Below are 23759 nucleotides of genomic sequence, written 5' to 3'. Positions count from 1 at the left end.
CGACGCGACTCGCGTCCGATCAGCCGATATGCATGTTCCTATCAGTCGCGCACCCGACGAGTCACGGCATGTCCGCGAGATTCTTTGACGGTCGTCACGCGCGTTGTCACATGCGCCGTCCTGGCCGCCCGCGCGCGGTGCGCTCCGGTCGCCCCACCCCCGGCGGCGCCGCGGCGCCGCGGGTTAGGCTCGCCTAAGTCGTGTCGACAGCGGGTCGAGAGCAGGGAGACAGCCGATGGCCGAGCGTCCGGAGCGGAAGCGGCGAAAGCTCCACCGTGCGCGGGTGCGCCGCACCGAACGGATCACTCCGCACATGATCCGGGTGGTGCTCGGCGGCGACGGCCTGGCCGAGTTCACCGCGGGGCAGTTCACCGACCACTACGTGAAGCTGCAGTTCCCGCGGCCGGGCGTGGACTACCCGGAGCCGTTCGACCCGGAGGCGGCTCGCCGCGACCTGCCCCGCGAGCAGTGGCCGTACAGCCGCACCTACACCGTGCGCGCCTGGGATCGCGAGGCGGGCGAGCTGACGATCGACTTCGTCTACCACGGTGACCGGGGCGTGGCCGGACCGTGGGCGGCGGCCGCCCGGCCCGGTGACGAACTGCTCTTCTTCGGCCCCGGCGGCGGCTACGCGCCGAGCGGTGACGCCGACTGGCACCTGCTGGCCGGTGACGAGAGCGCGCTGCCGGCGATCGCCGCCTCGCTGGAACGCGTCCCGGCCGGCGCGCCGACCCGGGCGTTCGTCGAGGTCGCCGGCCCGGAGGAGGAGCAGCCGCTGGCCACCCCCGGCGACGCGGAGATCGTCTGGCTGCACCGCGGTGCCGCGCCGGTGGGCAAGCTACTGGTGGAGGCGCTGCGCGGGCTGGCATTCCCGGCCGGCCAGGGGCACGCGTTCGTGCACGGCGAGGCCAACTTCGTCAGGGACCTGCGGCGGTTCCTACGAATCGAGCGCGGGCTGCCGCGCGAGTGGCTGTCCATCTCCGGGTACTGGCGGCTGGGCACCGACGAGGACGGCTGGCAGTCCGGCAAGGCCGAGTGGAACCGCCGGATCGAGGAAGAGGAGGCCACGGCGGCCGCCGCGTCCTGACCGTCCACAACGGACGTGGGTGAACGGCGGATGTCGCGTACCGGTCCGATTCGCCGGCATGCTGGCCGCGGTCCTCGCGGTGGGGCGCCGGACTACCGGTCCGCACGGTCGGTGCCCGCCGCGTCGGAGTCGGTGCCGGCCAGCGCGGCGTAGCCGGGCCGCAGCAGGTCCACCACCGGGCGGCCGCGCACGGTCAGCGGCAACGGGTCGAGTTGGTCCAGCAGCGCGCCGGGCGCGGCGACCGCGCCGGGCGCGGGGGAGGGCGGCGGATGCGGCGCGGTCCAGAAGGTGTCCAGGCAGTCGGCGAGCGCGGGGGCCTCGCCGGCTTCCCCGGCGGCCGTTTCGCCGCCGCCCCGGCCGCGCAGTTCGCGCAGGTGGTCCAGTAGTTCGGTGCGGGTGCGGCCGCGCCAGGCGAGGATCTGGAACGGGTCGGAGTCGAACGACTCGGCTAGCAGGTAGCAGGTGGCGGCGAGGTGCTTGCACGGCACCTCCCAGTCCGGGCAGGAGCAGTCCATGGACAGCTCGCGCTGGCTGTCCGGGAACAGTTTCAGGCCCAGCCGGTCGAAGACGTCCTCGATGTCCTGCGGCATCTGGCCGGCCAGCAGCTTGGCCGCGTACCAGGCCTGGCCGGCCAGCGCGTCCTCGACGCGCCGCCACTCCGCCTCGCGGAACGCCCGCACCGCGATCCGCACCTGGTAGGGCTCCGGCCGGGAACCCTGCACCCGGGCGACCACCACGCTGGTGGACAGCGTCATGCCGAGTACCTGGCCGGCGCGGGCGTACCGGCGGCCGCGGGCCAACCGGCCGCCCATGCCGAACGACTCCAGCACCTCGATGAACCGCCGCGACCACCAGGTCTGGGCGATCTCGCCGCGGCGGCTGCGCGCCCGGATCCCGCCGGCCACTTTGCGTGGCGGGCCCGGCGGATCCTCGTACCACCACGGCCTATTCACCAACCGCCTCCTCCGACAGCATGACCAGGTCACGCAGCTCCCGGGTGGACAGTTCGGTCAGCCACGACTCTCCGGCGCCGACGACCATCTGGGCCAGCGCCTTCTTCTCCTCGATCATCCGGTCGATCTTCTCCTCCAGCGTGCCGATGCAGAGGAACTTGCGCACCTGCACGTCGCGCCGCTGGCCGATGCGGAACGCCCGGTCGGTGGCCTGGTCCTCGACCGCCGGGTTCCACCACCGGTCCAGGTGCACCACCTGGTTGGCGGCGGTGAGGGTGAGGCCGGTGCCGCCGGCCTTCAGCGACAGCAGGAAGATCGACGGGCCCTCGGCGGACTGGAACCGGCGCACCGCCTCGTCCCGCGCCTTCTTCGGCGTGCCGCCGTGCAGGAACAACACCTCGGTGTCGAACCGGGCGGACAGGTGCGGCACGAGCATGCCGGCGAACTCGGCGAACTGGCTGAAGCACAGCACCTTGTCGCCGTCGGCGAGCGCCTCCTCGACGATCTCCTCCAGCCGGGCCAGCTTGCCGGACCGGCCGGCGACCCGGGAGCCGTCGCCGAGGAACTGCGCCGGGTGGTTGCACACCTGCTTGAGCTTGGACATGGTGGCCAGCACCAGGCCGCGGCGCTCGATGCCCTCGCTGCGTTCGATCCGGGCCAGCATGTCGTCCACCACCGCCCGGTACAGCGACGCCTGCTCGGCGGTGAGGTTGCACAACTGCTTCATCTCGATCTTGTCGGGCAGATCGTCGATGATGGCCGGGTCGGTCTTCAGCCGGCGCAGCACGAACGGGCCGGTCACCCGGCGGAGCCGGGCGGCGGCGTCCTCGTCGCCGTAGCGCTCCACCGGGACGGCGTAGCGGGCGCGGAAGGTGCTCACCGAGCCCAGCATCCCGGGGTTGACGAAGTCCATAATGGACCACAGCTCGGCGAGCCGGTTCTCCACCGGCGTCCCGGTCAGCGCCACCCGGTGCCGCGCGGTCAACCGGCGCACCACCTGCGACTGCTTGGCCGCCGCGTTCTTGATGTTCTGCGCCTCGTCCAGCACCACCCGGTCCCAGTGCACCGCGGCGAGCGCGGCGGCGTCCCGCGCGGCCAGGGCGTACGTGGTGATCACCAGGTCGTGCCGCCCGGCGGTGGCGGCCAGTTCCTCGCCGGTGAGCCGGTCGCTGCCGTGGTGCACGTGCACGGACAGGGTCGGCGTGAACCGTTCCGCCTCCCGCTGCCAGTTGCCCACCACCGACATCGGGCAGACCAGCAGCGTGGGCGGGCGCCTGCCGTCGGAGCGGGCCAGCGCCTCCAGCGCGAGCAGTTGCACGGTCTTGCCCAGGCCCATGTCGTCGGCCAGGCAGGCGCCCAGGCCGAGGCCGTCCAGGAAGGCCAGCCAGGCCAGGCCGCGGCGCTGGTACGGGCGCAACTGCGCGGCGAACGTGGCGGGCGGCTCCACCGGCTCCAGGTGGCGATCCACCCGGCCGGACAGCAGGTCACCCAGCCAGCCGTCGCCGGCGACCTCGGTGACCGGCATGGGCAGGTCGTCACCGTCCGGGTGGACCGCGCGCAGCAGCACATCGCCGGCGGTCATCTGCCCGGACCGGGCGCGTTTCAGGAACGCCAGGCCCGCGGCCAGCCGCCGCTGGTCGACCTGCACCCACCGGCCGCGCAGCCGCACCAGCGGCACCTTGGCCGCGGCGAGTTCGGCGAGTTCCGCCTCGGTCAGCGGCTCGTCGCCGACCGCGAGGTCCCACCGGTAGTCCACCACCGCGGAAAGACCGGCGCCGTCGGCGCGGCTCACCACGCCGGCCGCGCCCCGGGTGCTGGTGGTGAGCCGCAGGCCCAGGTCGGCGGACGGCCGCCAGCCGGAGGGCAGCAGCACGCCGAAGCCGGCCTGGTCCAACGCGGCGGCGTGGGTGAGGAACCGGTACGCGCCCTCGGTGTCCAGGGCCAGTTCCACCGGGTGCCGCTCGCGCAGCGCGGCGTCCAGATCGGGAAACAGCCGGCTGGCCCGGCCCAGGTCGGCGAGCAGCAGCTCCTGCGGGTCGCCGACCCACCGGTAGAGCACGCCGTCGGTTTCCCGCCACACCTGCGCGGCCGGCACCAGCACGCTCGGCTCGTCCACCGCCTGCAGCAGGAACCGCAGCCGCCAGCCGCCGTCCTCGGCGTCCACCTGCTCCGGGGTCTCCAGCCGGAAGCAGGTGCGCACCGGGGCCTCCCGCACCCCGCTGGCCCGCCAGTCGGCGAGCCGTTCGGCCAGCCGCCGGACCTGTTCCGGATTCCCCGCGAAACGGGGTTCGCCGACCAGCGCGGCCAGCCAGGCCGTCACGGTGGCGTCCGCCGCGGTGGCCCGGCCGCGGCGGGACGGGGCCAGCCGCACCCGCCGCTCCGCCAGCCGTGCCCGCACGTCCGCGTCGACCAGCGCGTCCAGCGCGGTGCGCAGCACGTCCTCCGGCCCCCGCCCGTCCAGCGAGCCGGGCTCGACCCGCTCGGCGCGGCAGGCGGGCGGCATCGCGTCGCGCAGCGCGGCGAACCGGCCCGCGTCCGGCCCGTACAGGGCGGCCCGCCAGCGGGCGGCTGGCCCGGCCACCACGTCGGGCAGCACCTTCCCGGCGGCCACCAGCTCCCGGGCCAGCGCGGCCACCCGGGCCAGGTAGCGCACGGACGCGCCGGCGCGGCAGTCCTCGGCACCGGTGAGTCCGTCGGCCAGTACGGCCAGCGCCGTGGCCGGAGCGAGCCGTACCACCGGCACCAGCCACGGCCGCAGCCGCGGCCTGCCCCGGGGCGGTGGGCCGGCGGCGAGCGGGTCGCGGACCAGTTCCGGCGACGCGATGGGGGTGGCGCCGCGGGAGGGGAGCAGCACGGGCAGCCCGTCCGGCTGCGCCGTGCCCCGGTCCACCGGCAGCAGGTCGAGCAGCGCCTCGGCGGGCGCGGCGAACGGGTGCCCGTCTGGCCCCCGCCGCGCCGCGGGCTCCCGGCCCGGCGGCGTCGACTCGCGCGGCCGGCGGCCGGTCCCGCGCTGCGGCAGCCGGGAGTCCTCCGCCCACAGCGCCAGGCCACCGTCGGCCGTGGCCAACCCGTGCAGCGCCAACACCGGTACTCGTCGCCTCGCCGTCGCCTGGACATCCCGCCGCGTGCGCCCCGCGCACGCCCCTCGGCAAGCACCCTACCCAGCGAAGACGGTGGCCATACCCGCCACGCTCAGGGCAGCACGGCTCCGAGTTCGCGCCGAGTGCCCGGGTAGCCGGGCGCGGCGAACGGGCGAGCGCCCACCGCGCCGCATACCGTGGACTCGTTGGATGCCATCCACGTCGGGAGGTGGGAGCGATGCTGCTGGCGCGGCTGGCACGCGGCATCGGCACGGGCGTGCTGGCCGGTCTGATCGGCACCGCCGCCATGACGCTCTCCAGCACGGTCGAGGCGAAACTGCGGAACCGGTCGGGCAGCAAGGCTCCCGCGCAGGCCGCGGAGAAGCTGCTGGAGATCGAGAAGTTCCACGACGAGGCCGCGGAGACGCGGTTCAGCAACCTGGTGCACTAGGGCCACGGCACCGCGCCGCCACGCCGACCGCTGGTGTCACCCGCGCGGGAACGGTCTAAGCCTCGACCGGTCAGACCGCAGTCGGGTTCGCCTCCAACTCGGCGAGGTACGCCTTGGCCTTCTCCGGGTCCATGAACCAGTCGAAAAGATCCTTGGGGTTGTTGAAGCCGTTGGCGAACCGGTCGCAGAGCGCCTGGTGCTTCATGCCCGCGCCGATCAACTCCAGCACGTGCGGGGGCGGCGGCTGCAGCATGGCGTTCGACCAGTTCGTGGAGTACTGCACGTCCTCCCAGAACGCGTCGAAGGTGCGCTGCATGAACTCGGTGTCGAACGGGCGGTCGCCGTGCTCGAGAATGCGGTTCAGGTAGATGGACGCGCACTTGCTGGCGTTGTTGGAACCCTGGCCGACGATCGGGTCGTTGGCCACCACGACGTCCGCCATGCCCAGCACGGTGCCGCCCGAGGGCAGCGTGCCGACCGGGTGGCGAACCGTCGGCGCGAACCGGCCCTGCAGCGTGCCGTGCGCGTCGGTGAGTTCGGCGTCGCGGTAGCGGTCGTACTCCCACGGGACGAACTCGCGGATCAGTTCCAGAGTGCGGTGCAGGTGCTCACCGGGGTCCCGCAGGTCGGCGAAGCTGTCCAGCGGGCCGCCCGGAATGCCCTCGAAGAAGAGGATGTCGCACGGGCCGCTGGTGGTCAGTGCCGGGATGATGAACAGCTCACCCACGCCGGGGATCAGCGTGATCCGCACCGCGTCCGCGCGCAGGTGCTCCGGGCGCGGTCCCATGCCCCGCACGTAGGACACGGCCAGTGACCGCTGCGGCTCGGTGTACGGCGAGCGGGACGCGTCCCGGCCGAACAGCTCGACCAGCTCACCGCGGCCCGCGGCGACGACGACCAGGTCGTACAGGTTCACGAAACGGTCCAAATCGGACACCGTGACGCCGTGGATGACCAGGTTTCCGCCGCGGTTCTCGAACGCCTCCATCCAGCCGGCCATCTTCACCCGCTGGTCCACCGACTGCGCGGGACCGTCCAGCCAGCCCACCCACTCGATCATCGGCTTTCCCTCGCCGGCGACCGCGACGTTCAGACCCTCGATGCGCGGCGCGTCGTTGTCCCAGAAGTTGACGCCCAGATCGCGCTCGTGCCCCAGCGCCGTGTCGAACATGCACTGGGTCGACATGACCCGACCGCTGTACACCTCCTCGGGCGTGCGCGCCGACAGGACGGTGACGTCGTACCCGTGGCTCTGCAGGCCGAGCGCGAGCTGCAGACCTGACTGACCGCTACCGACGACGAGGATCTTCCGCATACGTATCTACTTCCTTCCGCCCGGAGCGTCGGACCGGGGCGTGAACATGTCGACGGGGCCACTGGCGACGGGATCCTAGGCGACGACCGTCAGCGCGTGACGGATCAGTTCCTTCAGGACGTCCCGGGCGGATTCGGGCTTGCGCGCGTCGCACAGCACGATGGGCACGTCAGGGGAGAGCGCGAGCGCCTCCCGGACCTCCTCCACGGGGTGCGTCAACATGCCGTCGAAGCAGTTGACCGCCACGATGAACGGCAGATCGGTGTCGTTCTCGAAGTAGTTCACCGCGGGGAAGCAGTCAGTGATACGCCGGGTGTCCACCAGGATCACCGCGCCGAGCGCGCCGCGGACCAGGTCGTCCCACATGAACCAGAACCGGGACTGGCCCGGCGTGCCGAACACGTACAGGACCAGGCCCTCGTCCAGGGTGAGCTTGCCGAAGTCCATGGCGACGGTCGTGGTGCTCTTCTCCGGTGTCGCGGCCAGGTCGTCCGTCGCCTCGCTGGCCTCCGTCATCAACGCCTCGGTGGTCAGCGGAGGAATCTCCGACACGCTCCCGACCAGCGTCGTCTTGCCTACGCCGAACCCGCCGGAGACGACGATCTTGGTCGAGATGGTGAGCGGCTCGGAACCGTCAGGAGATGGTTTGTAGTCCACGAAGCACCCTCTCCAGCAATCCACGATCCGGCTGTCCGGCCACGTGGCCGGTGGGATGAACCTGGACCTGACCGTGGTCGGCCAGGTCGCTCACCAGCACCCGCACAACTCCCAGCGGCATGGCCAAACGCGTCGAGATCTCGGCGATCGACTGTTTCACCTGGCACAGGACGTAGATATCCCGCGCCTCGGGGATCAGCTTGTCGCGGACGTCCTGGTCGAAGTCGGGAACGGAGATCAATGTTTCCAGCAGTAGCGGATGGCGTGACCGAGTACGGCCCCCGGTGATGGCGTAGGGGCGGACTCGGGCACTTCTGCTCTGGTTGGGGATCACCATGGCCGTCTCTCTTCGTGGGCTGCGCTCCCGCCGTCTCCTCCGGCGTCGTCATTGGGCAAGCGCTTCGCGGAGCTCCATGCGAAGTTCCGGGGTGAGCACGTGGCCCGCGTTCTCCACCAGCAGCGTCATCTGGTAAGCGACGACCTTCATGTCGCACTCGGAGGAAGCGAGCACGGTCAGGCAGGAGCCGTCACTGATCGACACGAGGAACAGGTAGCCGCGCTCCATCTTCACGATGGTCTGCTCGCAGGTGCCCTGCCCGAACAGGCGGGAGCTGCCCTGCGCCAGGCTCAGCAGGCCGCTGGCCAGCGCGGCGAGTTGTTCCGCGTGCTCCAGCGGCAGACCGTCGGAACGGGTGAGCAGCAGCCCGTCGACGGAGACGACGACGGCGTGGTTGACCCCGGGCACCTCCGCGACGAAGTTGTTCACCAACCACGTCAGGGTCTGTGCTTCGTTGCTCAACGGTCGACTCACGTCTGCCTGCTCCGTTCCCTTCCGCTGCTGATCACTGTTCTGAGCCGCCCCCCTCGTCGCGACTCCCGGCGCCGCGCTGCTCGGCGGCGTGCGCGTGGGAGTCGTCGGGCCGGCCGGCGGCGGCGTCGCGCAGCGCGGCGCTCTGCCCGGCTTGGAAGGCGTCCAACTCGTCGTGGATGCGCTGGGCGGCGCTGCCGGTGGGCGCGACCGGCTTGCCGTCGGCCGGTTCGGGCGCCGCGCTCCGGCCGCTCTCCAGCGGCGTGCCGGCCGGGGCGGAGGTGGGCGGCGGTGTGCCGGCGGCCGCGCCGCGGTAGGGCATGGTGCTGCGTGGGATCCGCCGGGGAAGTCCGCCCGGGGTGGTGGCCGGCTGGCCGTCGGGGGTCGACGTCCGCGGCGGCGTCTGCCGCGGCGGTAGCGGCGGAAGGGTGTTGTCCTGCGCGATGGTCACGGTCCGCGGCCGGGCCGGGGCCTGCGGCGGGCGCGCCGCCGGCGCGGGCGGGTTGGCCTGGATGATCCGGTCCGGCAGGGTGACGTAGACCACCGTGCCGCCGCCGGCCCGTGCCTCCATGCGCACTCGGATGCCGTGCCGGTGCGCCAACCGGCTGACCACGTACAGGCCCATGTGCCGGGTGACGCTGGCGTCCAGCACCGGGGCACCGTCCAGCCGCGCGTTCAGGTCGGCCAGCCGGTCGGCGGCCACGCCGATGCCGCCGTCCTCCACGACCAGCACCGTGCTCGCCTCCCCGGGGTGGCCGCTGACCTGGATCGGGGCGTGCCGGGGCGACTTGGTCGCGGCGTTGTCCAGCAGTTCGGCGAGCAGGTGGCTGACGTCGTCGGCGGCCAGCCCGACCACCCGCACGTTGGGCATGGTGCCGAGCTGCACCCGGCTGTAGTCGGTGGCCTCGGAGATCGCCGCGCGGACCACGTCGAGCAGCGAGACGGGCTCGAACTGGGCGCTGTTGCTGTCGTGGCCGGCGAGGACCAGCAGGTTCTCGCTGTGCCGGCGCATGCGGGTGGCCAGGTGGTCGATCTGGTAGAGGAAGGACAGTTGCTCCGGGTCCTCCTCGCGGGCCTCGGCCTGCTCGATCAGCTTCAGCAGCGACTCGACCAGCGTCAGGTCGCGCAGCGCGAGGCTGGCCAGCACGTCGGGAAGCAGGTCGCGGGACGGCGGCCGGTGGTAGGCGAGCGAGGTCGGCACCGGCCGCCGCCGGGGCGGCGGGTACTCGCCTTGCCAGGCCCGGCGCAGCGCGGAGACCAGCCGCGAGCCGCGGTCGACCAGCTCGTTCAGTAACTCGTTGCTCAGGCCGCCGCGCCCGCCCAGCGGTGACCGGGCCGCCTGCGGGGTACCTCGGTCATCCGGGTACGGCGCGGAGCGAGCAGCGCGTGAACTGGAAGAGGGTGGCTGTGCCACGACAAATCTCCTTATCACACAACCTGCACCACGAGTCGGCGAGGCCGCCGAATAGCACCGCGAGGACCTCCGACCCGTCCGCCGACCTGCCGGGCGGCTCACCTACGACACCGGCGGCGTCCGTATTGACTTCGACTCCGTGATACGCAGCCGTTCCGTCCGTCACGCGCCGGGCAGCCTAGCACAATCAAATGCGGCCGATAAGGCGGTGATCCACGCCGTGGCGCGTGTCGGCCGGGGTGTGGCGGACATCCCGAAGATGCCATCGTGGCAAGGAAAATCGCTGATCAGCGCGGTGCGGCCGGACCGGACCGGATTCCGCGCCCTCTCACTATGTGGGACGGGGGTTGACGTGGACGATCATGCGTTATAGCCGTAAGCTAAGCACGCATACGCACTCTTTGCCTTTTGCTGGTCGAGGCGCCAGGTGCGAAACGTGCGAAACGCATTCCTCGCCCCTCCCGCCCGGACGTGCCGGCCGCGGGAGAAATCAGCCACGGAACGCCGGTATGCCGGTGAGCGCCTGGCCAAGCACCAGCGTGTGCATTTCGACGGTGCCCTCGTAGGTGAGTACCGACTCAAGGTTCGTCATGTGTCGAATAACCGGGTACTCCAGCGAGATGCCGTTGGCGCCGAGGATGGTGCGGGCGGTGCGACACACGTCCAGGGCCTCCCGGACGTTGTTCAGCTTGCCGTAGCTGACCTGCTCCGGGCGCAGCCGCCCGGCGTCCTTGAGCCGCCCGAGGTGCAGGGCGAGCAGGGATGCGTTGTGCACCCGCAGGGTCATGTCCGCGAGCTTGGCCTGGGTGAGCTGGAACGCGGCCAGTGGGCGGTCGAACTGCCGGCGCGACCCGGCGTACTCCAGCGCGGTCTCCAGCGCCGTCCGGCCGGCGCCCACCGAACCCCACACGATGCCGTACCGCGCCTCGTTGAGGCAGCGCAGCGGCGCGCCCAGCCCGGTCGCCTCGGGCAGCATCGCGTCGGCGGGCAGGCGCACGTCGTCGAGCACCAACTCGCTGGTCACCGACGCCCGCAGGGACAGCTTGCGGTGCATCAGCGGCGCCGCGAAGCCAGGGGTGCCGGCGGGCACCAGAAACCCGCGGATGCCGTCGTCGGTGCGTGCCCACACCACGGCGACGTCCGCGATCGAGCCGTTGGTGATCCACATCTTGCGGCCGTTGAGCACCCAGTCGTCGCCGTCCCGGCGGGCCGAGGTACGCATCGAGCCGGGATCGGAGCCGTGGTCCGGCTCGGTGAGCCCGAAGCAGCCGATGGTGTCCCCGGCGGCCATCCCGGGCAGCCACCGGCGCTTCTGTTCCTCCGAGCCGAACCGCCAGATCGCGAACATCGCCAGCGAGCCTTGCACAGAGACCAGTGAGCGGATGCCGGAGTCGCAGGCCTCCAGTTCCAGGCAGGCCAGCCCGTAGTGCACCGCGCTGGCCCCGGCGCAGCCGTAGCCCTCCAGGTGCATGCCGAGCAGCCCGAGCCGGCCCATCTCCTTGGCCAGTTCCCGGGCGGTGGGCAGCTCGCCCCGCTCGAACCACTCCCCGATGTGCGGGGTGATCCGGTCGGCGCAGAACGCGCGCACCGTGTCCCGGATGGCGATCTCCTCCGCCGACAGTTGGGAGTCGAGGTCGAGCGGGTCGTGCGGATCGAAGCGCGGGGTCATACCTTCTCCTCGGACGTTGCGGGGGTCGCCAGCCAGGCGCGCACCTCGGCGTCGTGCTGGCCGAGCGCGGGCGGCGGTGTCGGCGTGGCCACCGCCGACTCGGAGAACGTGATGGGCAGCCGGATCTGCGGCGGGTGGCCGTCGCCCAGATCAAGCAGCGGGTCGAGGCCGAGGGCGGCGGCGTAGTCCACGGCGGCGCCGACGTCGTTCACCTGGGCGCAGGCGACCCCGGCGTCCCGCAGGTCGCGCTCCCAGTCGGCCGCGCCGCGTTCGGCGAGGACAGGTTCGAGCAGCCCGACCAGCTCGTCGTGGTGCGCCACCCGGGCGGGGTTGGTGGCGAATCGCGGGTCGTCGGCCCACTCCGGCCGGCCGAGCGCGGCGGCGAGTACCCGGAACTGCTGGTCGTTGCCCACGGCCAGGACGAGGTGGCCGTCCGCGCAGCGCAGCGCCTCGTACGGGGCGATGCTCGGGTGCCGGTTGCCGTCGCGTGCCGGGCTCTCGCCGGTGGCCAGGTAGCCGGCCACCTGGTTGACCAGCGCGCCGAGCAGGCTGGACATCAGGTTCACCTCGACGTGCTGGCCCCGCCCGGTGCGGTCCCGGTGGCGCAGCGCGGCGAGGATGCCGGTCAGCGCGTCCTTGCCGGTGAGCACGTCCACCAGGGCCACGCCGACCTTGGTTGGTTCCCCCTCCGGGCTGCCGGTGATGCTCATCAGCCCGCCGGCAGCCTGCACCACGAAGTCGTACCCGGGGAGGTGGGCACCCGTGCCGCTGCCGAAGCCGGAGATCGACGTGTACACCAGGCGCGGGTTCAGTTCCCGGGCGGTGGCGTAGTCCAGGCCGTAGCGGGCCAGCGCGCCGGGCCGGAAGTTCTCCACCAGCACGTCGGCACGCCGCACCAGCTTCACGGCCACCTCCCGGTCGCCCGGGTCGGCGAGGTCCAGCGCGACGCTCCGCTTGCCCCGGTTGAGGCAGGCGAAGTACGCGGAGGAGTGCGGCGTCCACGGCGGACCCCAGGCGCGGGTGTCGTCGCCGGTGCCCGGCCGCTCCACCTTGACCACCGTGGCGCCGAGGTCGGCCAGGGCCATGGTGGCGAACGGCCCGGCCAGCACCCGGCTGAAGTCCGCCACCAGCAGCCCGGACAGCGGCAGCTCGGCACTCATCGGACACCCTCCGTGCGGCTAATATTGGATCCAATATAACCATGCCCGACCGTGGAGAGGCCGCGCCATGACCGGCTTGCGAAGCGCCCGGCCGCCGACCGTCCAGCAGTACGTGCTGGAGAGCCTGCGCGCCGCCATCACCACCGGCGAACTCGCGCCCGGCGCGCCGATCCGGCAGGACACGGTCGCCGAGCGACTCGGCGTCAGCCGGGTGCCACTGCGCGAGGCGTTGAAGATCCTGGAGGGGGAGGGGCAGGTGGTGTACCTGCCCCGCCGCGGCTACATCGTCGCCGAACTCTCCCTGGAGGACCTGGTCGAGGTCTACCGCATCCGCGACCTGCTGGAGTCCGAGGCCGCCAGGGCGGCGGTCGGCCGGCTCACCGACGCCGACCTGGAACGCGTGGCCGAGGCCCAGCGGGACGTCGAGCAGGCCGCCACACGTGGCGACCTGCTCGCCATGACCGAGGCGAACCGGCGGTTCCACTTCGCCATCCTGGGCGGCTGCGGGATGCCCCGGCTGCTGCGCATCATCCGCAACCTGTGGGACTCCACCGACGCCTACCGGTCCGTCTACTACAACACGACGGCCAACCGCGCCCGCGTCGAGCGCGAGCACCGGGCGATCCTGGCCGCCGTGCGCCGCCGCGACGCCGACGACCTGGTGCGCCTGCTCGCCGTCCACCGCGACCACGCCGTCGCGGCGTTGCGGGAGATCATCGCGCCGCCGGACGGTACAGCTCGTCGTGCGCCTTCTCGACCAGAGTGACGAAATGCCGTTCCGGATCCTTGACGAGTTTGTGAATGCTCACCACCACGGGACAGGGGCACGGAGCGGTGCACGTCGGGCAGTTTCCCGACGCGCGCACCGGATGCTCGACAAGCAGGCCGCGGATCACGGTCACCAGGTCCGGAATGAGGATTCGCGCCGTCCTGATGTCCTCGTTCGTCCACGCCCCGAAGCGGGCGGACAGCGCTTCCGCCTCGTCGATGTGCTCGTAGATGTCGTTGCGCAGCAAGGCGAACGCGTCCTCCGTGATCGGTGGGATGCTGTCCATCGACGTCCTTTCCCTATTCGCCGGATGTGGCCGAGCATGAGGAAATCGGCTTGTCCCCGGGACAGACAATGCACCCGTTCGGGGACACTTCTTCGAAGCCGATGTGGACGCCCTCGCCATTGTCCTAATGTGCGCCGCATGCGCGACCGCGAACCGACGATTCGCAGCCGGGAACTGGGGGAGGGGTTGCGCCGGGCCATGCGGAAGGCCGGGCTCAACGGTACCCAGGCCGCCCAGCAGCTCGGCTGGTCCACCAGCCGCGTCTCCCGGCTGTTATCCGGCAAGCGCGGCGGCAGCGAGGTCGACGCGGCGTCCTTCCTCGCCGTCTGCCGCGTCACCGGCCGGGAACGCGACCGCCTGCTCGCCCTCTGCCACGAGCAGAACACCCCAGGATGGTTGCAACAGCACGGTTCTAGCCTGCCCAAGCAGCTCCGCACCCTGATCGACCACGAGAACAAGGCCACCGCGATCAGCGACTTCGAGTTGGCCGGCATACCCGGTCTGCTGCAGACCGGCGACTACGCCCGCGCGGTGCTCAGTCGCGTCGTCAACGTGCCGGCGGACGAGGTCGAGGACCGGGTGGCCGCCCGGCTGGCCCGGCAGAGCCTGTTCAGCCGGGAGCGGCCAGCACGGTTCGCGTTCTTCGTGCACGAGTTCGCGCTGCGGCTGCCGGTCGGCGGCCCGGCGGTGATGTCCGACCAGTTGCACCACCTGCTCCGGATGTCCGTCCGGCCCTCGCTCACCCTGCGCGTGCTGCCCGCGGCGCTCGGCGCGCACCCTGCCATGACCGGAGCCTTCCGGTTGATGGAGTTCGCCCAGTACAAGCCGGTGGTCTACGTGGAGAGCGAGACGTCGTGCCTGTTCCTGGAGCAGCCGCAGGAGATCGCCGCCTACCGCAACATCCTGGCGGCCCTGGCAGATTCCGCGCTGAACGCGGAACAATCGCGGGAGCTGATTGCCACCCTGGCAACCGAGCTCTATGCGGATCGAGGGGACAACGATGGCCATGCCTGAGCCGGACCGCATCGTCTGGCGCAAGAGCAGCCGCAGCTACGGCAACGGCAACTGTGTGGAGGTTGCCTGGCGCACGAGCAGCTACAGCATGGGCAACGGCGACTGCGTGGAAGTCGGCTGGCGGACGAGCAGCTACAGCGTCGGCAACGGCGCCTGCGTGGAGGTCGCGCCGGCGGCGGCCGGGGTGCTGGTGCGGGACTCCAAGAACCCGGACGGCCCCACCCTTTGCTTCGCCACCCCGTCCTGGCACGCCTTCCTGCACACCGTCACCGGTCGCCGACCGTGACGACGCGGGACGTCCCGAGAACCTTTCCGGCCGTGCTCGCCGCGATCGGCAAGAAGCCGGGCGACCGCGTCACCGTCCACCTGACCGAGCGGCTGGGCTGAGCCGGGCGCTACCGGCCGGCGGCCAGGGCACGTAGGCTGCCTGGCCATGGCCGCTCCGCCGCGCCGGGCGCGGGTCGAGGACGTGCACGAACTCGCGTTGCGGATGCCCCACGTCACGGTCGAACGCGGGACCGGTGGCAACCCGATCTACCAGGTCGGCGGCAGGTCGTTCGTGTTCTTTCGGAACCCGCGCCCGGACGCGGTCGATCCCGAGACGGGGGAGCGCTACCGGGACGTCATCGTGATCTGGGTACCGTCCGAAGCGGACAAACAGGCACTGGTTCAGGATCCCGAATCGCCGTTCTTCACCACCCCGCACTTCAACGGTCACCCCTCGGTGCTGGTGCGGGCCAGCCGGATCGGCGACCTCAGCTGTCAGGAACTGGTTGAAGTCATCGAGGACGCCTGGCTCTCCCGAGCTTCCCGCGCACGGCGAGCGGCCTGGCTCGCGGCCCAGCAAAGGCAGGCGCCGGGCGACGGTTGACCGCCCGCCGCGGACCGCCCGGCGACCTCACGGGTTTCGGACGGTGAACGTCGCGGTGGCGGTAAGCCTGCTGCTCTGGCCGGTGGCGGTGACCCTGGCCCTGCCGGCGCTGGTGTCACCCGGCACATTGAGCGTGGTGAAGAACTCGCCGCGGTCGTCGGTCCACGCCCTCGCCCGGATGGACATGCCGACGGTCACCTCGATGTCCTCGTGGGCCCAGAAGCCACGGCCGAAGAGATCCACCTGCGTGGTCGGCGGCCCGAACTCCGGCTGCAGCCGCAGGCTGGTGGTCGCCGCCGGAGACGCCGTCACGGGCGTCAGCGCGAGGCCCGCGGCCAGTCCCGCCGCGCAGAGCAGCCGCGGCCAGATACGCCGAGCGTTTCGCCGACTTGTCAACGGCATCGTCCACGCCCTCCCCCCGCGGACAGCCACGCGCCGTGAAGTCAGCCACGGGCTGCCCCGCCGCGTGCACGTAGCAGACCTGCGCCTGTAGGAGACCTCGGCCCGCAGCGGCCGATTCAGGGCCGAAGGCATGCACGGAGTGCCGACGAACGGCCTCGCCGGGCTGGGCCGTTCGGCCCGGCGCGGCAGCAGCCGGCCCGATTCCCCCGCCGGACGCGGCGTTGCCGCCCGGCGGCACACGGTGGCCGGTGCGGTTCAGAACCAGGTACGCGGGCGGACCGCGTTGGCCCGGTCGACCAGGGCGATTCGCTCCTCGGGGGTTTCCGCGTGCCGGGCCAGGGCGCGGTAGCCGCGTTCCAGCCCGAGGCGCAGGTCGCGCTCGGTGAGCCGGCAGCCGAGCAGCGCTTCGGATTCCCCGTCGACGTCGCCGGGGCGGCCGGCGTGCACCCAGTTCAGCGCCGCGGTGAGCACCTCCACGGCCAGCCGCGCCTGCTGCCCGTGGTCGAGGTCGAGTTGCTGCAGCCACCCGCAGGTCTCCGCCAGTTCGTCCGCGGACAGCTCGGCCGGGTCGCGGCCCACCGTCCTCGCCCGGATGGCCGCGACCTGGGCGGCCACGTGGTGCCGTGAGGTGTCCGGCACGCCGCGCAGCACCTCCACGGCGCCCGCCCGGTCCTCGACCCGGCGCAGCGACCTGGCCAGCCCGAACGCCGCGCTGACGTAGTTGTGGTCGGTCCGCCAGACCCGGTCGAAGTAGGTGCACGCGGTGGTGTTGTCACCCGCGCACTCGGCGGAGGCGGCAAGTGCGAGTTTCACCGCGGGCTCGCCCGGCCGCAGGTCGTACACCCTCTCGAAGCAGTCCCTCGCCGCGGCGGGCCGGCCGGCGGCAAGCTCGGCCACTCCGCGGTACCACGCGAGCCGCCAGTCCGCCGGCTCGGTGACCGCCATGTCGTCCAGTTCGACCAGCGCCGTGGGCGCCTCGCCGCGTTCGATCAGCGCCCGCACCAGGCGCAGCCGCACCTCGACGGTGACCAGGGGAGCGGTGCGCAGCGCCTCGACCAGCTCGGCGGAGTCCGCGGTGGCCGCGGTGGCCAGCCAGCCGGCCGCCGGGTCGGCAGGGTCGACCTGCGGCACCGGCAGGGCGGCGGCCACCACGGCCGGGTCGGGACCGGCGTCCGCGGCTGCCTCGGCGTCCACGCCGAAAACCCGCCGCTCCGGGCTGAACGCGGTGGACGGAGCCGGCCGGGGCTGGCCGTCCTCGATCGCCAGCACCTCGCGCAGCACCCCGGTGAGCTGGTCGGCCATCTCCTCCGCGGAGTGGAACCGCCGCGCCGGGTCGGCATGCGTGGCGCGGCGCAGCAGCCGGTCGAACGACTCGAAGCGGGTGAGCACCGGCACGTCGGACCGGGCCGGCAGCCGGTCGGCGAACCGGCCGGTGTAGCCGTCGAAGTCGAAGGTCAGCACGGCGAGGGTGCGCCCGACGGTGTAGAGGTCCGAGCTGACCGACGGACCCTTGCGGGGCACCTCGGGCGCCTGGTAGCCGATCGTGCCGTACACCGGGCTGTGGTGGTCGTCCATCCGCCGCACCGCGCCCATGTCGATCAGCTTCACCGCCTCGTCGGTCTGGATCACGTTGTCCGGCTTGAAGTCGCAGTACAGCAGGCCCAGGTCGTGCAGGTAGCCCAGGGCGGGCAGCACCTCCAGCACGTAGGCGATGGCCTGTTCCAGGGGCAGCGGCGCGCCCCGCCCGTCGGGCGGGCAGCGCAGGTCGCGGATGGACTCGCCGCCGACGTACTCCATCACGATGTAGCCGGTGGTGGTGCCGCTGGCCTGGTCGGCGTGCTGCACAAAGTTGTAGATGCGCACGATGTTCGGGTGCTCGACCTCGGCGAGGAACCGCCGCTCGGCCAGCGCCGCGGTCATCGCGTCCGGGTCGTTGGCGTCCAGCAACCCCTTGAGCACCACCCACCGGTCGCTGACGTTGTGGTCCCTGGCCAGGTAGATCCACCCGTAGCCGCCGTGCGCGAGGCAGCCCAGCACCTCGTACTGCCCGGCCACCAGTTCGCCGGGGGCCAGCCGGGGCCGGAACGAGAACGCCGACCCGCAGCGCGGGCAGACACCCTCGGGTTCGCCCTCCCGGCCGCTCGCGCTGCGCCCGACCGGCTCGTGGCACCGGCCGCAGACCCGCTTCGATTCCGGCACCCGCGGATCGGCCAGCACCGCGGTGGCCGGGTCGCGGTAGGGCACCCGGGGCACCTCGACCAGGCCGGCACCCATCCGGGTGCGCCGGGACGTGCGGCCCGAGGAGTAACGCGGCCGGCCGGAATCCGGCGGCGCGGCTCGCCAGGAATCCTCGGCCGAGGCGGTCGGCTCGGGCGCGGCCGCGGTGTGTTCGGCCGCCGCCGTGTCCTCGGCGGGCACGCGGGCCGCTGCCGCCTGGGTCTGCGGCGGCGTCGCGGGCGGACGTCTGGGGGACTTCACGGCTAGTCCCGGTACCTCGCCGGTGGCGGTTGCGCGGGGCCCAGGGCGGCGCCGAGCCAGTGCTGGTAACTGGCCTGCCACCCGCCGTCGGCGCGCATCCGGTCCAGCACGGCGTTGACGAAGCGGACCATGTCTTCGGCGCCCTTCGGAACGCCGACCCCGTACGGCTCGTCGGTGAACCGCGGGCCAACCACCACGGTATACGGATCCTGCGCCACCATGCCGGCCAGCACGGCGTCGTCGGTGGAGATGGCGTCCACCTGGCCCTGCTGGAGCATGACCAGGCAGTCTCCCCAGTCGTCCACCCCCACCACGACCGGATGGGACGCAGCCTGGGCCACGTGGTGGATCGACGTCGAGCCCTTGGCCGCGCACACCGGCCGGCCGTGCAGGTCGTCGAGGCCGCGGAACCCGGAGTCGCGGCGCACCAGGATCCGCTGGCCGGCGTCGTAGTAGACGGTGGAGAAGTCGACCGCGCGCGCCCGGTCGCAGGTGATGGTCAACGTGCTGGCCACCAGGTCCACGTCGCCGCGTTGCAGCACCGGCACCCGGTCGGCGGAGCTGACCACCACGTACTGCACCCGGTTCGGGTCCCCGAAGATGGCCTGGGCGACCTGCCGTATCACGTCGATGTCGAAGCCCTGGATGGCGCCGGTGAAGGGGTCGCGGAAGCCGAAGAGGTAGCTGCTCTGGTCCACCCCGACGATCAGCCGGCCGCGCTGCAGGATGCGCTCCATGGTGGACCCGGGCGGCATCTGACCCGATGGCGGGAGTGGACCGGTCGGCCGCAGGCTCGCGGTGGGATCGCAGGCCGCCGCCTGGGTGGGGGGCTCGGGCGGTTCCGCGGGCACGGTGGTCACGCCCAGCGGCGCCGGTTCAGCCGCGGACACCGGCACGTCGGCGCCGCCGCCACCACCGTCCGCCGGTGGCTGCCCGGCACACCCGGACACCGCCATCGCGGCCAGCGCCGCCGCGGCCAGCGCAAGCCGTGCCCGCCGGTTCACCAGTACTCCCGCATCCGCTGCCATCCGGCGAACGCCGTTCCGCCCACGGCGAGCACGGTGAGCAGCGCCAACCCGGCCGGCACCGGGTCCAGCACCCGCTTCGCCGTGGTCACCTCCCGGTCGAAGCCGGCGGCGGCGGCCCGGATCGCGCGGTCCAGGTCGCCGTCCACCCGCCCGAACGCGGTGCCGCTGCTGGTCTCGTCCGGGCCGATCGCCGCCTGCACGGCGTCGTTGTACCGGCCCGCGGCGTACAGCGCGCGCACCCGCTCATGCGCGGACACCCACACCTTGCTGTCTCCGAACGCCTCGCCCGCCGGGGCGCGGACCCGTGGGTCGTCAACCTGGGTACGCACCTGGTCCAGCACCCCACCCGCCCCTTCGGCGCCGACCAGCGTGCCGACGATCCCGGCGAAGTGCTGCTCGTAGCTCTGCGCCTCGCCGTGCGCGACCAGGGCCAGGGTCTCGTCGCCGCGCGCCTCCAGCGCCGCGATCCTGGCCCGCGCGAGCGTGTCGACCAGCGCGGAGCCACCGCCCCGGCTGGCCGCCACGTGCCCGGACACCGTGGTCGCGGCGAACGCCGTCCAGGCCAGCGAGGCGACCACCGCGCAGGACGCGGCCAGCAGGCCGAGGCTGAGCACCCGGTTGGTGCGCCGCGCCAGGTACACCTGGGCGACGACCAGGGCGACCAGCGTCAGCAGGCCGACCAGCGCGGCCGGCATGGGGAACGCGGCCGCCCGCCGCTCCATCACGGCGACCCGCGCCGACTCGGCGGAGTAGACGTCCTGGGCGGCCGGCAGCAGCCGGGTGCGCAGCAGCCCGGACGCCTCCCGCAGGTACGCCGCGCCCACCGGCAGGCCCTGCCGGTTGTCCACGCGGGCCCGCTCCACCAGCCCGGTGTAGACCGGAAGTTCGGTGTACAGCGTGCGCAGCGGGCTGGTCAGCGCCGCCTCGCCGGCCGACCGCTGGTTGGCGGTGGCGAGCGCCACCTCGGCGGCGGCGATGTCGGCCCGGTAGCGGTCGCGCACCGGGGCGGGCTCCAGACCGCCGGCGAGGAACGCGCTGGCCGCGGCCGCGTCGGCGTCGGAAAGCGAACGGTAGATCTGCTGGGCGGCCGCGCCGAGTGACTGGCTGCTGGAGGCCAGCCCGTCCAGCGAGGCGCGCTGATCCTGTCCCGCCATGGCCGCCGACACGCCGAAGGCCAGGATCAACCCGGCCAGCGCCGCGGCGGCCAGGCCCAGCAGGCCGGGCGTGCTGCGCAGCAGCCCGACCCGCGCACGCCAGCGGTCCCGCCCAGCGGTGGGAACCGTGGGTACGGTGCGCGGGGCGGCGATCGTCATGGCCGCCGGATCCGTCCACCAACCGGGCACCAGCCGGTCGGGCCAGTGCCGCGTGTGCTCGGCACCGTCGTACGCACCACCCCCCAGGCCGGGCGTGACGCGGGGAGCGTAACAGCGTCACCGGCGTCGTACCAGCGCTGCGTGGCGCCGCAGGAGGGCGGCACGGCCGGGACGCACCCCTGCGGTGCGCGCAGCGCGACCAGCGGCACCGGATAGCCTGTACGCGGGTTCGTGTCAGGTCGGCTCCGTGGCGGAGCCGGGTGCGTAGAGGGAGTGACCGGTCATCGACAAGGGTCACGTCATTGCCGGGCACTACCGGTTAGTCGAGCGCATCGGCAGCGGGTCGATGGGCGTCGTCTGGCAGGCGCAGGACGAACGCCTCGAACGCATGGTCGCCATCAAGCAGCTCCTGCTGCAGCCCGGCCTGGGCGCCGACGAGACCGAGGACGCCCGGCGGCGCGCGATGCGCGAGGCCCGCATCGCCGCCCGGCTGCAGCACCCCAACGCGATCGCCGTCTTCGACGTCGCCGAGCACGACGGTGACCCGTGCCTGGTGATGGAGTACCTCGAGTCCCGCAGCCTGTCCAGGCTGCTGCACGAGCGCGGCGCGCTGCCCGTGCAGGAGGCGGCCGCGATCGGCCGCCAGGTGGCCTCCGCGCTGGCCGCCGCGCACGCCGCCGGAATCGTGCACCGGGACATCAAACCGGCGAACATCTTGGTCAACGACAGCGGTATCGCCAAGATCACCGACTTCGGCATCTCCCGGGCCGTCGGCGACTCCACGGTCACCAAGAGCGGCATGCTCGCCGGTACGCCCGCCTACCTGGCCCCCGAGGTCGCTCGCGGCCAGGACCCCTCGCCCGCCTCGGACGTGTTCTCCCTCGGCGCGACGCTCTACCACGTGGTCGAGGGACGGATGCCGTTCGGTGACTCGCAGAACGCGCTGGCGCTGCTCTACCGGGTCGCCGCCGGCGAGTTCGAGCCGCCCCGCCAGGCCGGCCCGATGACCGCCCTGCTCATGCGGCTGATGCGGATGGAGCCGGGAGAGCGCCCGGACATGAAGGAGGCCAGCGAGGCGCTCCGCGCGATCGCGGCCGGCGCGCCGCTGCCGCCGATGCGCACGCCGCCGGCCGGCGCCCCGCGTACCCCGGTCGTCCCGGCTCCGGCCCAGCGGCGGCCGGACCCGACGCGGCTGAACACGCAACCCGTGGAGGACCGCCCGGGCACCCTGGTGGCCGCCCCCGCCGCCCAGCAGGCGCCCCCGCGGCGGCCGCCCAGGGAGCCGCGGCTCGGCGGCGCCTCCGATGGCCGCGGCCCGCGCCGCGCGATCATCGCGGCCGTCGCCATCGTCGTCATGGCCGGCCTCGGCATCCTCGCCGCCAACCTGATCAACGGCAACGGCCACAAGGGCCCCGGCTCGCCGAGTGCCAGCCAGCACACCAGCGCCCCGGCCCAGCCGCCTGCCACGTCCGCGCCTGCTACGAACCAGGGTGAGTTGACCCCGCCAAGCCCGGGCGGACCCATCGACTACACCACGGCGGGTATCTTCGTCATCAACTATTACAGTAGTGCGGACACCCAGGCCAAGTGGCAAATGTTGACCCCGCATGCGCAGGCGGCATTCGGCAGTCAGCAGCAGTTCCAGGCTTACTGGGGCCAGTACAAGCAGACATACGCTCAGCACGCACAAGGCGTGACGACTAATCCCGACGGCTCCCTGCAGGTGCCGCTGGACGTCACCTACATCTCCACTTCCGGTTCGTCGCAAACCACGCATCGCGAAGTGCGAGTGACCCGTGTGGGCGGTCAGCTGATGATCGACTCTGACGCGCACTGAGCGCCGCACCGGTGCTAGCGCGAGCGGCGGCGCTCAGTGCACGGGATAACACAGGGCTAGGGACGCGTCAGAATGGTGGTGTGGCTGTACATCCTGAGGAATCGCAGCCGATAACCTTCGATTGAACGCCAGCGTCATCGAGGGCGTAGGTGTAGTTCGTCGTTGGATAAGCACCCGTGCTTGCCCACAGCTCTTTTCCGTCTGAAAGGCGGTGTATGCCGACCTTGTCCGGAGCCCTTCCATTAATAATTTTGCCCCACGCGCACTGCGCGCTGCGGCTGTACCGGAGCTGGATGGTGGCCCCATCGGGCAAAGGTTCGCTATCGATGGTTTCCGGATCGGAGAATCGATTCGGGTCCATTCCGTCGCACCAGCCGAAGGCTGTCAGCCGCACTGCTGTCTGACCGGCTAAGGCCGTATATCCGTTTTTCGAAGAGTGCTTATTGATGGTGACGTTGATACCAACGAGCGTCGCCACCGCGACAGCCACGGTCACCCAACGCGCGAGTCGATGTCGCAACAAACCCATTTCTTCCCTAGGATCTTAAAATCGTTTCATTCTGCCGCCTATTGATGGCAGGCGATGTACTGTCTTATTATAGCCAAGTACCATTGGTTCGTGCTCGCCAAATGGATGAAACCGCCTTCTCGTTTGATAACTGACAGTAACGGCTAGGATTGCATTAGTCTGAAAGCTGTGATGGATTTGCTGCATTTGGCGGCTTGTCGGCCGCTCGTCGCGGTTACATTGAGCCTTTTTCATCCTGCGGTGATCTCGTAGTTCTGTAGGACGTGGATGGCTTTGGCCAGTCGGCCGGCGCGGCGGGGGCAGCAGCGGAGTTTGCGCAGGATGTGCCAGGTCTTGAGCTGGGCGTTGGCGCGTTCGCCGGGTCCGCGCAGGCGGGCGTGGGCGCGGTTGGCGTCCTTGTGCGATTCGGGCTTGTTGCGGCCCTTGTAGGGCGTGATCAGGTGGCGTCCGGTCGGGTCGTAGCCGTGGTAGCCCTTGTCTCCCAAGGCGATCAGCCCGGTCTCGTGCAGGGCGGCGAGGATGTTCCAGATTCGGGCCGCGGCGGTGTCGTGGGTGCTGCCGGGCAGGTCACCGGACACCCACAGGATCGTGCCGTCCGGCGAGGCGATCACCTGCAGGTTCATCCCGTGCATCTTGTG

23 protein-coding genes are annotated in these 23759 nt (G+C 72.0%); 7 read left to right on the top strand and 16 right to left on the bottom strand.

All coding sequences use genetic code 11. The features are described 5' to 3' along the window. The first annotated feature begins 235 nt into the window (after window positions 1–235). Window positions 236–1087, top strand: a complete 852-nt coding sequence (locus FFT21_RS05925) for a siderophore-interacting protein (RefSeq protein ID WP_137812750.1) — start codon at window positions 236–238, stop codon at window positions 1085–1087. Between the two features lie 92 nt (window positions 1088–1179). Here the strand turns inward: FFT21_RS05925 and FFT21_RS05920 are convergent, their stop codons facing one another. Together FFT21_RS05920 and FFT21_RS05915 are read right to left on the bottom strand one after the other, a co-directional pair. Then, on the bottom strand, window positions 1180–2040 hold the full coding sequence (locus tag FFT21_RS05920; protein ID WP_137812749.1) for an SWIM zinc finger family protein: 861 nt from the start codon (window positions 2038–2040) through the stop codon (window positions 1180–1182). Next, the gene (locus FFT21_RS05915; RefSeq protein ID WP_137812748.1) at window positions 2033–5125 is read right to left on the bottom strand and encodes a DEAD/DEAH box helicase; all 3093 of its coding nucleotides are present in this window, start codon (window positions 5123–5125) and stop codon (window positions 2033–2035) included. The genes FFT21_RS05920 and FFT21_RS05915 overlap by 8 nt, the downstream gene beginning before the upstream one ends. 233 nt (window positions 5126–5358) lie before the next feature. Between FFT21_RS05915 and FFT21_RS05910 the strand changes: the two genes are divergently transcribed. Continuing rightward, entirely contained in the window at window positions 5359–5571 is a 213-nt protein-coding gene (locus tag FFT21_RS05910) for a hypothetical protein (RefSeq protein WP_137812747.1), read from the top strand. A 70-nt stretch (window positions 5572–5641) separates the two neighbouring features. On the opposite strand, the gene FFT21_RS05905 is transcribed toward FFT21_RS05910, so the two are convergent. From FFT21_RS05905 to FFT21_RS05875, 7 genes are all read right to left on the bottom strand, one after another. After that, window positions 5642–6886: a styrene monooxygenase/indole monooxygenase family protein gene (locus tag FFT21_RS05905; RefSeq protein WP_137812746.1), complete on the bottom strand. Its 1245-nt coding sequence runs from the start codon at window positions 6884–6886 to the stop codon at window positions 5642–5644. A 75-nt stretch (window positions 6887–6961) separates the two neighbouring features. Further along, window positions 6962–7543 carry a GTP-binding protein gene (locus FFT21_RS05900; protein ID WP_137812745.1) on the bottom strand — a complete coding sequence of 194 codons (582 nt, stop codon included), beginning with the start codon at window positions 7541–7543 and terminating at the stop codon, window positions 6962–6964. Then, window positions 7521–7880 (bottom strand): DUF742 domain-containing protein, encoded by a 360-nt coding sequence (locus FFT21_RS05895; protein WP_137812744.1) that lies wholly within the window; start codon window positions 7878–7880, stop codon window positions 7521–7523. Before FFT21_RS05895 ends, FFT21_RS05900 begins: the two co-directional genes overlap by 23 nt. A 48-nt stretch (window positions 7881–7928) precedes the next feature. Next, window positions 7929–8354 (bottom strand): roadblock/LC7 domain-containing protein, encoded by a 426-nt coding sequence (locus tag FFT21_RS05890; RefSeq protein WP_137812743.1) that lies wholly within the window; start codon window positions 8352–8354, stop codon window positions 7929–7931. Between the two features lie 31 nt (window positions 8355–8385). After that, entirely contained in the window at window positions 8386–9765 is a 1380-nt protein-coding gene (locus FFT21_RS05885; RefSeq protein WP_137812742.1) for a sensor histidine kinase, read from the bottom strand. Between the two features lie 490 nt (window positions 9766–10255). Further along, window positions 10256–11434 carry an acyl-CoA dehydrogenase family protein gene (locus tag FFT21_RS05880; RefSeq protein WP_137812741.1) on the bottom strand — a complete coding sequence of 393 codons (1179 nt, stop codon included), beginning with the start codon at window positions 11432–11434 and terminating at the stop codon, window positions 10256–10258. Then, the gene (locus tag FFT21_RS05875) at window positions 11431–12594 is read right to left on the bottom strand and encodes a CaiB/BaiF CoA transferase family protein (protein WP_137812740.1); all 1164 of its coding nucleotides are present in this window, start codon (window positions 12592–12594) and stop codon (window positions 11431–11433) included. Before FFT21_RS05875 ends, FFT21_RS05880 begins: the two co-directional genes overlap by 4 nt. Window positions 12595–12661: 67 nt before the next feature. Between FFT21_RS05875 and FFT21_RS05870 the strand changes: the two genes are divergently transcribed. After that, entirely contained in the window at window positions 12662–13360 is a 699-nt protein-coding gene (locus FFT21_RS05870) for a GntR family transcriptional regulator (RefSeq protein ID WP_137812739.1), read from the top strand. Here the strand turns inward: FFT21_RS05870 and FFT21_RS05865 are convergent. Beyond that, window positions 13308–13649, bottom strand: a complete 342-nt coding sequence (locus tag FFT21_RS05865) for a hypothetical protein (protein WP_137812738.1) — start codon at window positions 13647–13649, stop codon at window positions 13308–13310. The two genes, FFT21_RS05870 and FFT21_RS05865, sit on opposite strands and share 53 nt — an antisense overlap. Before the next feature lie 138 nt (window positions 13650–13787). Between FFT21_RS05865 and FFT21_RS05860 the strand changes: the two genes are divergently transcribed. From FFT21_RS05860 to FFT21_RS05850, 3 genes are all read left to right on the top strand, one after another. After that, window positions 13788–14663 (top strand): helix-turn-helix domain-containing protein, encoded by an 876-nt coding sequence (locus FFT21_RS05860; RefSeq protein ID WP_137812737.1) that lies wholly within the window; start codon window positions 13788–13790, stop codon window positions 14661–14663. Further along, complete coding sequence (locus tag FFT21_RS05855; RefSeq protein WP_137812736.1) at window positions 14656–14949, top strand: DUF397 domain-containing protein; 294 nt, start codon at window positions 14656–14658, stop codon at window positions 14947–14949. Before FFT21_RS05860 ends, FFT21_RS05855 begins: the two co-directional genes overlap by 8 nt. Before the next feature lie 147 nt (window positions 14950–15096). After that, window positions 15097–15534, top strand: a complete 438-nt coding sequence (locus tag FFT21_RS05850; RefSeq protein WP_137812735.1) for an MmcQ/YjbR family DNA-binding protein — start codon at window positions 15097–15099, stop codon at window positions 15532–15534. A gap of 27 nt (window positions 15535–15561) precedes the next feature. On the opposite strand, the gene FFT21_RS05845 is transcribed toward FFT21_RS05850, so the two are convergent. The 4 genes from FFT21_RS05845 to FFT21_RS05830 form a co-directional block, all read right to left on the bottom strand. Next, entirely contained in the window at window positions 15562–15846 is a 285-nt protein-coding gene (locus tag FFT21_RS05845; protein ID WP_137812734.1) for a ligand-gated ion channel, read from the bottom strand. Between the two features lie 345 nt (window positions 15847–16191). Then, complete coding sequence (locus FFT21_RS05840) at window positions 16192–18414, bottom strand: serine/threonine-protein kinase (RefSeq protein ID WP_225978123.1); 2223 nt, start codon at window positions 18412–18414, stop codon at window positions 16192–16194. Window positions 18415–18416: 2 nt separating this feature from the next. After that, complete coding sequence (locus FFT21_RS05835) at window positions 18417–19442, bottom strand: glutamate ABC transporter substrate-binding protein (protein ID WP_192909406.1); 1026 nt, start codon at window positions 19440–19442, stop codon at window positions 18417–18419. Then, on the bottom strand, window positions 19415–20755 hold the full coding sequence (locus tag FFT21_RS05830) for a GlnX family signal transduction membrane protein (protein WP_137812733.1): 1341 nt from the start codon (window positions 20753–20755) through the stop codon (window positions 19415–19417). Before FFT21_RS05830 ends, FFT21_RS05835 begins: the two co-directional genes overlap by 28 nt. Before the next feature lie 346 nt (window positions 20756–21101). Between FFT21_RS05830 and FFT21_RS05825 the strand changes: the two genes are divergently transcribed. After that, on the top strand, window positions 21102–22592 hold the full coding sequence (locus tag FFT21_RS05825) for a serine/threonine-protein kinase (protein WP_443093356.1): 1491 nt from the start codon (window positions 21102–21104) through the stop codon (window positions 22590–22592). Between the two features lie 67 nt (window positions 22593–22659). Here the strand turns inward: FFT21_RS05825 and FFT21_RS05820 are convergent, their stop codons facing one another. Both FFT21_RS05820 and FFT21_RS05815 read right to left on the bottom strand, forming a co-directional pair. Continuing rightward, entirely contained in the window at window positions 22660–23088 is a 429-nt protein-coding gene (locus FFT21_RS05820; RefSeq protein ID WP_192909405.1) for a DUF2690 domain-containing protein, read from the bottom strand. A gap of 263 nt (window positions 23089–23351) precedes the next feature. After that, a partial coding sequence (locus FFT21_RS05815) for a transposase family protein (RefSeq protein WP_137812730.1) occupies window positions 23352–23759 on the bottom strand: 408 nt, incomplete at its 5' end.

It is taken from the genome of Gandjariella thermophila, from assembly GCF_005405885.1.
In the GTDB taxonomy this organism is placed as follows: Bacteria; Actinomycetota; Actinomycetes; order Mycobacteriales; family Pseudonocardiaceae; genus Gandjariella; species Gandjariella thermophila.
The sequence above is the reverse complement of the archived record's forward strand: the minus strand, read 5'-3'. Positions and strand labels throughout refer to the sequence as shown.